Source organism: Streptomyces sp. NBC_00080 (assembly GCF_045041255.1).
Taxonomy (GTDB): domain Bacteria; phylum Actinomycetota; class Actinomycetes; order Streptomycetales; family Streptomycetaceae; genus Streptomyces; species Streptomyces coriariae.
Window position 1 is genome coordinate 7,224,174 of record NZ_CP108235.1, and the last position, 10,666, is coordinate 7,234,839.

The window sequence follows — 10,666 nt, forward strand, 5'->3', positions numbered from 1 at the left end:
GTGGGTGTGTTTCGGGGGTTCAGACCCGGATGACCTGAGGCCCCAGCAGTGAGTACCGGTGGGCCTCGGCCGCCGGCAGCAGTGTGCTCGTCACGATCGCCTCCAGTGCGCCCACCTCGGCGAACCGGCAGAAGCTGACCGCCCCGAACTTGGAGTGCACACCGGTGAAGACCACCCGCCGGGCGGCCCGCACGGCCTGCGTCTTGACCTCGCCGACGGCCGGGTCCGGCGTGGTCAGACCGTGTTCGCGGGAGATGCCGTTGGCGCCGATGTAGGCGAGGTCCACGACGAAGCCGGCCAGCATCTTCGTCGTCCAGTGGTCGACGGTGGCCAGGGTGCCGGAGCGGACCCGGCCGCCGAGCAGCAGCACGGACGTGTTCTCGGTCTCGGCGAGCGCGCCCGCGACCGGCAGGGACGCGGTGACCACGGTCAGCGGCCGGTCCCTGGGCAGCGCCTCGGCGATGAGCTGCGGGGTGAAGCCCTCGTCGACGAAGACCGTCTCGGCGTCCCCGAGCAGCCCGGCCGCCGCGGCGGCGATCCGGCGCTTCTCGGGTACGTGACTGGTGGCGCGGAAGGCCAGGGTCGTCTCGAAACCGGCGCTCTCCACGGGATAGGCGCCGCCGTGCGTACGGCGCACCAGGCCGTGGTCCTCCAGGGCGCGCAGGTCCCGCCGTACGGTCTCCTTGGCCACGCCGAGTTCGGTGGCGAGTGTGGCCACGTCGACCGCGCCGGTGGCGCGCGCGGCGCGCACGATCTCGCGCTGGCGCTCCTCCGCCGTTCTCGGGGTCATGTCCTCACCTCGCTCTTCCGCCGTTCTGCCCGTTCGGGCCCGGTGGGGCCCATGGGGGAAGTTCTACAGCGGGTGCGCGGCACTGACCAGGCCTGTTGCGGGCCCGATACTGCCCGGGTGGGCCCGTTTGCGGCGCGGCCTGCCCGGCTCGGACCTGCGGGGCAGCCGGGCGGCGGGTGGGATCGGGCACGGCGCGTGCCCGGATACGGCGGCGGGCGGGCCCGTTCGGTGCCCGCCCGCCGTCCGTGAGGTCCGTTGCCCGGTCAGTACGGCCAGATCGGCGGGTCGCTGACGAAGTGCCCGCCCAGGTAGGCGTGGGCGATGTTCTCCGGGTCCAGCTCGCCCTGCTCGGCGATCAGCTTCTCGGCGTACGGCTCGGAGTCGTCCTGCGGCTCGTAGCCGAGCGCCCGCGCGGTGCCGAGGTCCCACCACAGCCGGGTGTTGGCGGAGGAGCCGTAGACGACGGTGTGGCCGACGTTCTCGGCGGTCAGGGCCGCGTGGAAGAGGCGGGCGCCGTCGGCCGGGCTCATCCACAGCGACAGCATGCGCACGCTGGTGGGCTCGGCGAAGCAGGAGCCGATGCGTACGGACACGCTCTCCAGGCCGTGCTTGTCCCAGTAGAGCTGGGCGAGGTCCTCGCCGAAGGACTTGGACAGGCCGTAGAAGGTGTCCGGGCGGTGCGGGGTGTCGACCGGGATCAGTTCGCCCTCGTCGGGCGACGCGCCGTCCCGGGGGCGGGGCGTGAAGCCGACCGCGTGGTTGGAGGAGGCGAAGACGACGCGCTGTACGCCCTCCTCGCGGGCCGCCTCGTACAGGTTGTACGTGCCCGCGATGTTCGCGCCGAGGATCTTCTCGAAGGGGGCTTCCAGCGAGATGCCGGCGAGGTGGACGATCGCGTCGACGCCCCGCACGGCCTCCCGGACCGCGTCCTTGTCGGCCAGGTCCGCGACGATCGTCTCCGGCTCGCCCTCGATCGGACGCAGGTCGAGCAGGCGCAGCTCGTAGCCGTAGGCGGGCAGCAGGTCCCGCATCAGGGTGCCGAGGCCGCCGGCGGCGCCGGTGAGCAGGACGGTGCGCGGAGCGGGCATCCTCGGGTCTCCTTGGATCACATGAGGGGCGGACGCATGTGTGGCCACAGTTCACATGCATGGACACGCTAAGGAGCGGTGGCGGCGCCCGTCAAGTGTCCTACAGGAGTGACGAAACTGCTGGTGTCTCGGGGGTTGCCGCGCTTGACCCGGCTCGATCGGGCACCCTAGCGTGAGGTCGTTCAGGAATATGGACGATGCTCAAGAATATGGACCCGTTATGGACCCGGGAGAGCCCGTGACGTCAGCCCCGCTCGCCGATCGCCTCCGCGTCCCCAGCGGACCCCTGTTCTTCCCCGTCACCGCCTACGGCCCCGACGGCGCCCTCGACCTCGACACCTACCGCGCGCACGTCCGGCGCGGTGTCGAGGCGGGTGCCGCCGCCGTCTTCGCGGCCTGCGGGACCGGGGAGTTCCACGCGCTCGCCCCGGAGGAGTTCGAGGCCTGTGTGCGGGCGGCGGTGACCGAGACCGCCGGCCGGGTACCGGTCGTCGCGGGCGCCGGCTACGGGACCGCGCTCGCCGTGCGCTACGCGAGGCTGGCCGAGTCGGCCGGTGCGGACGGCCTGCTCGCCATGCCGCCCTACCTCGTCGTCGCCGCCCAGGAAGGGCTGCTGCGCCACTACCGGGAGGTGGCGGCCGCGACCGCCCTTCCCGTGATCGTCTACCAGCGCGACAACGCCGTCTTCACCCCGGGGACCGTCGTCGAACTCGCCCGCACCGAGGGGATCATCGGCCTCAAGGACGGCCTCGGCGACCTCGACCTGATGCAGCGGACCGTCAGCGCCGTCCGCACCGAGGTCCCCGGCGACTTCCTCTACTTCAACGGTCTGCCGACCGCCGAACAGACCCAGCTCGCCTACCGGGCCCTCGGCGTCACCCTCTACTCCTCGGCCGTGTTCTGCTTCGCCCCCGAGATCGCCCTCGCCTTCCACCGGGCCCTCGCCACCGGCGACGACACCACCGTCCACCGCCTCCTCGACGGCTTCTACCGGCCGTTCGTCGAACTGCGGGCCCAGGGCCGCGGGTACGCCGTCTCCCTCGTCAAGGCCGGGGTCCGGCTGCGCGGCCTCGACGTGGGCGAAGTGCGCCCGCCGCTGCACGAACCGAGCGAGGATCATGTCAAGCAGCTCGCCCAGGTGATCGAGCGCGGCTACGCGCTGCTGGAGGAGGACAGGTAAGTGAAGGCGTCGACATTCGTCTACCCCTGGGACATCATCGGCGACCCCGAGGCGGCGGCCCGGATCGCCGCGCTCGGCGTGGAACAGGTGACCCTCGCCGCCGCCTACCACTCCACCCGTGCCCTCACCCCGCGCCACCCGCGCCACCGGATCGTCACCGCCGAGCACGCGGCCGTGCTGTACCCGACGGATCCGGCCGGCGACCGCTGGAAGGGCCGCGCCCTGCGCCCGTACCCGGCCGGTGACTGGGCCCCCGGCGACGCCTACGGCGAAGCCGCCGAAGCGCTCGCGCGAGCCGGTCTCGACGTGCACACCTGGGTGGTCCTCGCGCACAACTCACGGATGGGCGCCGAGCATCCGGACACCTCGGTCGTCAACGCCTACGGCGACCGCTACCCGTGGGCCCCCTGCATCGCCCAGCCCGCCACGCGCGCGTACCTCGTCGACCTCGCCGCCGAGGCCGCCGTACGCCCCGGCGCGGGCGGCACCGAACTGGAGTCCCTCGGCTGGTACGGGCTCCAGCATCTGCACGCCCACGACAAGACCGGCGGCGTCGGTCTCGGGGACGCCGGCCAGTACCTGATGGCGCTCTGCTTCTGCCCCGCCTGCCGGGCCGGCTACGGCGAGCAGGGCCTGGACGCCGACGCGCTCGCCGCCGCCGTACGGGAGGCGCTGGAACCGCTGTGGCAGGGGGCACCGGACGGCGGGGGAGGCTGGGCGGAGATCGAGAAGCTGCTCGGGGAGGAGGCGGCGGCGGCCACGCGCGCGTGGCGCGACGAGACCGCCCGCACGCTCCAGGAGACCGCCGTGCGGACGGTACGGGACGCCGCCCCCGGCGGCTTCCAGGTCCTGCTGCACGCCGACCCGGTGACGTACCACGTCGGCGCCAACCCGGGCGTCGACCCCGAGCACATCCTGTCCGTCGCGGACGGGGTCGTCGTGCCCTGCGCGGGCGGGCCCGGCCTGCTGGCCCCCTTCGCCGGGCAGGGCCGCCAGGGCGCGGTCCTCGCCGCCAACCTCGGCGTCGTCTCCGGCATGGGCGGCAGCCCGGGGACACTCACCGTCGACCTGGCCCGGGCGCGCGCACTCGGGGCGACCGAACTGCGGCTGTATCACGCGGGATTGGCGTCGGACGGGGACCTGGCCTGCGTACGCGAGGCGCTGGCCGCCCGCTGACCGCCGCGCAGCAGCGGCAGGACCGCCAGCCGGGCCACGGCCAGCAGCACCAGCAGCGGCCGGTAGGGCACGAGCTCGACCAGGCCCGCGCCCGCCGCGAGGCCGACGGCGGTCGGCGCGTACATCAGGGTGCCGGCCGTCGCGGTGACCCGGCCGAGCAGCGCGTCCGGCGTCTCCCGCTGCACGGCGGTCAGCGCGGCGATCAGCACACAGGGCAGCCCCGCCCCGATCGCCGCGCTGCACACCAGTGCCACGGGGTCCGAGGCGACGGCCTGCGCGGCGACCGCGCCGGCCGTGAGGGCGATCCCGCAGGCGGCGAACCGGCGTTCCCCCAGCCGCCGCAGGGCGGGCCCCGAGAGCAGCCCCACCACGACCGAACCGGCGCCCTGGACGGCGTAGAGCGTGCCCGTGTACGCGGGGGAGTGACCGAGGCCCTCGACGACGGCGTAGACCAGCGGGCCGCCGAGACCCGAGAACAGCATCGTCACACCGCCCGCCAGGACCAGCGGGCGCACCCCCTGCCGGCCCCACAGGAAACGGGCTCCCTCGGCGGTCCGTGACCGCCAGTGCCCGTCGGTCGGCCGTGGCCGCTCCTCGCGGACCCGCACACACGCGTACAGCCCCGCCGCGCACACGAAGGTGGCCGCGTCCAGGAGCGCCACGGCCGGGCCGCCGTAGGCCGCGTAGACGCCCGCGCCGGCCAGCGGGGCGACCAGCTTCATGCCCTCGGTGGCCGTCATGCGCAGCCCGTTGAAGTCGCCCAGCAGCTCCGGCGCGACGGCGGTGGCGACGAGCGCGGACTCCGCCGCGTCGGCGACCACCGAGGCGGCGCCGTACACGAACAGCACCGCCCACAGCAGCCACAGCCGGCCGGCGGAGTCGACGGCGAGGACGCTGAGCAGCAGGGCCGCCGGGCCCAGGTTGAGCGCGACGAGCAGGGGCTTGCGGGGGAGGAGATCGGCGAGGGTGCCCAGCGGCGGGCCGAGCAGCGTGGGCACCCAGAGGGCGAGCACGGACAGCGCCGCGAGCCCGTTCGAGCCGGTGAGGTCCTTGACCCACACACCGGACGCCAGCCAGAGCGCCGAGGTACCGAAACCGGAGACCGACGACGCGGCCAGGTAGAGCGCCGCGTCGCGGTCCCGCAGGACACGCGCCACGGACCAGTTCTTCGTCATACCTGGTCATCGTGGTTCTGAGGCAGCCCCCCGGGCATCGGGCAGATGCCCCGTAGGCGCCGCCCACTCCGCGGGAATCCCTACGGCCCCGTCGGTCATGTCCCCGGGCCGCCCGAGGCATCGGTCCTGGCGCCGTGCCGATGAACCACGTCACCGGTGCGCCGGCCGCCGGTGCCCGCCGCGGACGGAACGGAATCGCCGGGCGGGACACCGATGAGTTCGCCCGCCGCCGCCGGTCCACCCCGTATGACCGACACGACAGCCGCACCCACATTCGACCTCGGCCCGCAGACCCTGATCGTGGCGCGCCTCGCGGAGGCCGTCCGCGACGGGCAGCTCGGGGACGGGACGCCCTGCCCGGGCTGCGCCGTCCGCAACATGCTCGGCCACCTCACGGGCCTCGCCGTCGCCTTCCGGGACGCCGCCCGCAAGGATCTGGGCCCCACGACCGACACCCCTCCGGACGCAGCCGCGCCGGACATCGGCCCCGGCTGGCGCGAGGAACTCGCCAAGGCCCTCGACGAGCTCGCCGACGCCTGGCGCGACCCGGCCGCCTGGACCGGCATGACCCGCGCGGGCGGCGTGGACCTGCCCGGCGAGGTCGCGGGCGCCGTCGTCGCCGACGAACTGGTGATCCACGGCTGGGACCTGGCCCGGGCCACCGGTCAGGAGTACACGCCCGACCCGGCCGCGCTGTCGGCGGCGCACGGGTTCCTCGCGGCCGCCGCGGCCCAGGGTGAGCCCGGGAGTGGCGTGTTCGGCCCCGTGGTCCCCGTCCCGGACGACGCCCCGCTGCTCGACCGGGCCGTCGGCCTGAGCGGGCGTGACCCGGGGTGGACGCGCTAGGGCACCAGGCGGGCCGGGTGCGGACGGCACCCGGCGGTCGCCGTGGACAAACGGAATCACAGCGCGTCCCGCGGGTCCGAAACGTACGCTCCCCACCATGCCCCTGAGTCTCACCGTCCTCGGTACCGCCTCTCCGCACCCGGGGCCGGGCCGCCCCTGCTCCGGCTATCTCCTGCGCGGCGCGGGGGCGGAGGTGTGGGTGGACGCGGGACCCGGGACGTTCGCGGAGTTGCAGCGGCACACGGATCCCGACCGGCTCACGGCGATCTGGATCTCGCACCTGCACGCCGACCACAGCGCCGACCTCCTGGCCGCCGCCTACGCCCTCGCCTACGGCGGGATGACCCCGCCGGCCCCGATCCCGGTCTACGCGCCGCTCGACTGCGCCCGGCGTCTCGCGGGCTTCTTCGGCCGGCCGGACGTGCGGTTCCTGAGTGGGGTCTTCGACTTCAGGGCGCTGTTCGACGGGCACACCGTGCGGCACTGGAACCTGCGCCTCAGCTCGCGCCGGGTGGTGCACGACACCGAGGCGTACGGGCTGCGGGCCGAGTGCCAGGGGAGCGTCCTCGCGTACTCGGGCGACACCGGGCCGTGCGAGGCCCTCACCGAACTCGCCTCCGGAGCCGATCTGTTCCTGTGCGAGGCGGACATCGACAGTCATCGCGAAGGCGAACGGGAGCAACAGGTGCATCTCACGCCGGAGGAGGCCGGCGAGGCCGCCCGCAGGGCCGGGGTGCGCGAGCTGTACATCACCCATGTCGGGCCCACGCTGACCCGGAAGGCCGCGACCGCGCGGGCCGCCGTCACCTTCGGGGGCCCCACCCGGACCGCTCGCGAGGGCGAGACCCTGCCCTTCTGACCCCGTTCGGGCCCTCCCGCCCCGGCAGTCTCACCTCGGCAACCTCAACTTCCTCTGTCAGAAGCATTGACGAAACACAGGGCCGCTCCTACCTTCAACGCGTCGTACTTCGTACGTCATATATGAGACGCGATACGCCAGATCCGAGATCAGATACGCGACATCCGAGAGGCGCGCATGACCTCTGTGCCCACGCCGATCCCGTCCCGCACGCAGTACGTGCTGGAGGAGATCAAACGCCGCATCCTCACAGGCCGGCTGACGCCCGGCCAGGCCCTGGTCGAGACCGAGCTCGCCGCGCAGTTCGGGGTCTCCAAGACCCCGGTGCGCGAGGCGCTCAAGACCCTGGCCGGCACCGGACTGGTCGTCATGAGCCAGTACAAGGGCGTCACGGTGCGCATGGTGGACGCGGACATGGCGCGCGAGGTCTACGACGTACGCCTGCTCCTCGAACCCGAGGCGCTCCGGCGGGCCGTACGGCGAGGCGCTTCCCTCGACGCCGCGCGCCAGGCGCTGACCAGGGCCGACGAGGCGACCGACACCGCCGAACGGTCGCTGGCCAACCGGGAGTTCCACCGCGCCCTGTACCTGCCGTGCGGCAACCCGCTGCTCGGCCGGATGCTCGACGAGGTGCGCGACCAGGCCGCCCTGGTCTCGGCCGTCGCCTGGGCCGCCTCGCCCTCCTGGGAACGGGAGGCGGGCGAGCACCGCGAGATCCTGCGGCTCGCCCTGGACGGCGACTGCGACGGAGCGGCCCGCGCCCTGCACGCCCACATCGCGTCCTTCGTGCACCGGGCGTTCCCCGAGACCGCCCAGGAGGCCCATGAGGGGCCCCGGGCAGAGAAAGGTCAGGAATGAGCAGCGTGGCGTTCGAGACCCAGCGTGCGGCCCTGGCCGACGTGGTGGCCATCCCGGTGACCCCGTTCGCCGAGGACGGCTCCGTCGACGGCGAAGCCCACCGGGCCCTGCTGCGCCGGCTGCTCGACGGCGGCATCACCACCCTCACCCCCAACGGCAACACCGGCGAGTTCTACGCCCTCACCCCCGAAGAGCGCCGCCTGGTCACGGAGGTGACCGTCGAGGTGGCCGGCGGACGGGCGGCGATCCTGGTCGGCGTCGGACACGACGTACCGACCGCCGTCGCCTCCGCCCGGCACGCCCGTGAGCTGGGCGCGCAGATGGTGATGGTCCATCAGCCCGTCCACCCGTACGTGTCGCAGAGCGGCTGGGTCGACTACCACCGGGAGATCGCGGCGGCGGTGCCCGAGCTGGGCGTCGTCCCGTACATCCGCAACGCGCAGCTGCGCGGCGACCGTCTCGCCGAGCTCGCCGACGCCTGTCCGAACGTCATCGGCGTCAAGTACGCCGTCCCGGACGCCTCGCGCTTCGCCGCGTTCGCTCGGGACGCGGGGCTGGAGCGTTTCGTCTGGGTGGCCGGCCTCGCCGAGCCGTACGCCCCCTCCTACTTCTCCGCGGGCGCCACCGGCTTCACCTCAGGGCTCGTGAACGTCGCGCCGACCGTTTCGCTGAACATGATCGAAGCGCTTCGATCAGGGGATTATCCGGCCGCGATGAAGGTGTGGGAACAGATCAGGCGCTTCGAGGAGCTCCGCGCCGCCAACGGCTCCGCCAACAACGTCACCGTCGTCAAGGAAGCCCTCTCCTCCCTTGGCCTGTGCCGTCGCGAGGTCCGTCCGCCGAGCCGGCCGCTGCCCGAGGACGAGCGTGCCGAGGTCGCCGCCATAGCAGCCGGATGGTCCATATGAAGCGCTTCGACGATCAAGCGCGCAAACGCCCGGAGGACCTCAGAAGCCACCAGTGGTACGGCGCCGAGGGCCTGCGCTCCTTCAGCCACCGCGCCCGCACCCGCCAGCTCGGCTACCTCCCCGAGGAGCACCTCGGCAAGCCGGTCGTCGCGATCCTCAACACCTGGTCGGACATCAACCCCTGCCACGTCCACCTGCGCGATCGCGCGCAGGCCGTGAAGCGGGGCGTGTGGCAGGCGGGCGGCTTCCCGCTGGAGTTCCCGGTCTCCACGCTCAGCGAGACCTTCCAGAAGCCGACCCCGATGCTCTACCGCAACCTGCTCGCGATGGAGACCGAGGAGCTGCTGCGCTCCTATCCCGTGGACGGGGCCGTGCTGATGGGCGGCTGCGACAAGACGACACCCGCGCTGCTCATGGGCGCGGCCAGCGTCGACCTGCCGACGGTCTTCGTCCCGGCCGGGCCCATGCTGCCGGGCCACTGGCGCAACGAGGTCCTCGGCTCGGGCACCGACATGTGGAAGTACTGGGACGACAAGCGGGCCGGCCTCATCGGCGACTGCGAGCTGGCCGAGCTGGAGAGCGGCCTCGCGCGCTCGCCGGGCCACTGCATGACGATGGGTACGGCGTCCACGCTGACGGCCGCCGCGGAGGCGCTGGGCGTGACGGTTCCGGGCGCGTCGAGCATCCCGGCCGTGGACTCCGGGCACGACCGGATGGCGGCCGCCGCGGGCCTGCGCATCGTCGAACTGGTCCACCGGGACCGCAGGTTGAGCGAGATCCTCACCGCGGACGCGTTCGAGGACGCGGTGACGACCGTCCTCGGCCTCGGCGGTTCGACGAACGCCGTGATCCACCTCATCGCCATGGCGGGCCGCGCGGGCGTCAAGCTCACCCTCGACGACTTCGACCGGATCGCCCGGACCGTCCCCGTGCTCGCCAACGTGCGGCCCGGCGGCCAGAAGTACCTCATGGAGGACTTCCACTTCGCGGGCGGGCTCCCCGGCTTCCTCTCCCGGATCCCGGACCTGCTCCACCTGGAACGCCCGACCGTCTCCCACGACACGATGCGTGAGCAGCTCGCCGGCGCCCAGGTGCACGACGAGGACGTCATCCGTCCCCGGAGCAACCCGGTCGCGAGCGAGGGCGGGGTCGCCGTCCTGCGCGGCAACCTCTGCCCGGACGGCGCCGTCATCAAGCACATCTCCGCCGAGCCCCACCTGCTCCGGCACACCGGCCCCGCGGTCGTCTTCGACGACTACCGGACCATGCAGCGCACCATCAACGACCCGGAGCTGGGGATCACCGCCGACACCGTCCTGGTGCTGCGCGGCTCCGGCCCCAAGGGCGGCCCGGGCATGCCCGAGTACGGCATGCTGCCCATCCCCGACCATCTGCTCAAGCAGGGTGTGCGGGACATGGTGCGGATCTCCGACGCCCGGATGAGCGGGACGAGTTACGGCGCGTGCGTCCTGCACGTGGCGCCCGAGTCGTACGTCGGCGGGCCGCTCGCCCTGGTCCGCACGGGGGACTCGATCACCCTCGACGTCGAGGCCCGCTCCCTGCGGCTCGACGTGGACGACGAGGAGCTGGAGCGGCGTCGGGCTCGGTGGACGCCGCCGCCCGCCCGGTACGAGCGCGGCTACGGCGCGCTCTACAACGAGCAGATCACCCAGGCCGACACCGGCTGCGACTTCGAGTTCCTGGCCCGTCCGGGCAAGGTCGCGGACCCGTACGCGGGCTGACCTCGACAGCGCGACCGGGCCCACCCCTGTGCAGAGAGAAAGCG

At 73.3% G+C, this 10,666-nt stretch carries 10 protein-coding genes; 7 read left to right on the top strand and 3 right to left on the bottom strand.

Annotation, left to right across the window (positions count from 1 at the left end):
- Positions 1-19: 19 nt before the first annotated feature.
- A complete protein-coding gene (locus OHU34_RS32185; protein ID WP_142269717.1) occupies positions 20-790 on the bottom strand; it encodes a DeoR/GlpR family DNA-binding transcription regulator in 771 nt (256 codons plus the stop codon).
- 263 nt (positions 791-1,053) lie between these two features.
- Positions 1,054-1,878, bottom strand: a complete 825-nt coding sequence (locus OHU34_RS32190; protein ID WP_405769628.1) for an NAD-dependent epimerase/dehydratase family protein — start codon at positions 1,876-1,878, stop codon at positions 1,054-1,056.
- 238 nt (positions 1,879-2,116) lie between these two features.
- Here OHU34_RS32190 and OHU34_RS32195 point away from each other — a divergent pair, with 238 nt between their 5' ends.
- Both OHU34_RS32195 and OHU34_RS32200 read left to right on the top strand, forming a co-directional pair.
- The gene (locus OHU34_RS32195) at positions 2,117-3,058 is read left to right on the top strand and encodes a 5-dehydro-4-deoxyglucarate dehydratase (protein ID WP_142269715.1); all 942 of its coding nucleotides are present in this window, start codon (positions 2,117-2,119) and stop codon (positions 3,056-3,058) included.
- A complete protein-coding gene (locus OHU34_RS32200) occupies positions 3,059-4,234 on the top strand; it encodes a hypothetical protein (RefSeq protein WP_142269714.1) in 1,176 nt (391 codons plus the stop codon). It abuts the gene before it with no gap.
- Here the strand turns inward: OHU34_RS32200 and OHU34_RS32205 are convergent.
- On the bottom strand, positions 4,171-5,409 hold the full coding sequence (locus OHU34_RS32205; protein WP_405769632.1) for an MFS transporter: 1,239 nt from the start codon (positions 5,407-5,409) through the stop codon (positions 4,171-4,173). The two genes, OHU34_RS32200 and OHU34_RS32205, sit on opposite strands and share 64 nt — an antisense overlap.
- Positions 5,410-5,655: 246 nt before the next feature.
- Here OHU34_RS32205 and OHU34_RS32210 point away from each other — a divergent pair, with 246 nt between their 5' ends.
- The 5 genes from OHU34_RS32210 (at position 5,656) to araD (ending at position 10,622) form a co-directional block, all read left to right on the top strand.
- On the top strand, positions 5,656-6,255 hold the full coding sequence (locus OHU34_RS32210) for a TIGR03086 family metal-binding protein (RefSeq protein ID WP_142269712.1): 600 nt from the start codon (positions 5,656-5,658) through the stop codon (positions 6,253-6,255).
- A 97-nt stretch (positions 6,256-6,352) separates the two neighbouring features.
- Entirely contained in the window at positions 6,353-7,114 is a 762-nt protein-coding gene (locus OHU34_RS32215) for an MBL fold metallo-hydrolase (protein WP_142269711.1), read from the top strand.
- Between the two features lie 177 nt (positions 7,115-7,291).
- Positions 7,292-7,972, top strand: coding sequence for a GntR family transcriptional regulator (locus tag OHU34_RS32220; RefSeq protein WP_142269710.1), 681 nt, complete (start codon positions 7,292-7,294; stop codon positions 7,970-7,972).
- Positions 7,969-8,880 (top strand): dihydrodipicolinate synthase family protein, encoded by a 912-nt coding sequence (locus OHU34_RS32225; protein WP_142269709.1) that lies wholly within the window; start codon positions 7,969-7,971, stop codon positions 8,878-8,880. The genes OHU34_RS32220 and OHU34_RS32225 overlap by 4 nt, the downstream gene beginning before the upstream one ends.
- Entirely contained in the window at positions 8,877-10,622 is a 1,746-nt protein-coding gene (gene araD / locus OHU34_RS32230) for an L-arabinonate dehydratase (RefSeq protein ID WP_142269708.1), read from the top strand. The genes OHU34_RS32225 and araD overlap by 4 nt, the downstream gene beginning before the upstream one ends.
- Positions 10,623-10,666: the final 44 nt, after the last annotated feature.

What these genes read in the sequence shown, in the direction of transcription:
- OHU34_RS32225 (WP_142269709.1), top strand. Translation starts at nt 7,969, where the DNA reads ATGAGCAGCGTGGCGTTCGAGACCCAGCGTGCGGCCCTGGCCGACGTG.
- OHU34_RS32190 (WP_405769628.1), bottom strand. Translation starts at nt 1,878, where the DNA reads ATGCCCGCTCCGCGCACCGTCCTGCTCACCGGCGCCGCCGGCGGCCTC.
- OHU34_RS32185 (WP_142269717.1), bottom strand. Translation starts at nt 790, where the DNA reads ATGACCCCGAGAACGGCGGAGGAGCGCCAGCGCGAGATCGTGCGCGCC.
- OHU34_RS32210 (WP_142269712.1), top strand. Translation starts at nt 5,656, where the DNA reads ATGACCGACACGACAGCCGCACCCACATTCGACCTCGGCCCGCAGACC.
- OHU34_RS32215 (WP_142269711.1), top strand. Translation starts at nt 6,353, where the DNA reads ATGCCCCTGAGTCTCACCGTCCTCGGTACCGCCTCTCCGCACCCGGGG.
- OHU34_RS32220 (WP_142269710.1), top strand. Translation starts at nt 7,292, where the DNA reads ATGACCTCTGTGCCCACGCCGATCCCGTCCCGCACGCAGTACGTGCTG.
- araD (WP_142269708.1), top strand. Translation starts at nt 8,877, where the DNA reads ATGAAGCGCTTCGACGATCAAGCGCGCAAACGCCCGGAGGACCTCAGA.
- OHU34_RS32205 (WP_405769632.1), bottom strand. Translation starts at nt 5,409, where the DNA reads ATGACGAAGAACTGGTCCGTGGCGCGTGTCCTGCGGGACCGCGACGCG.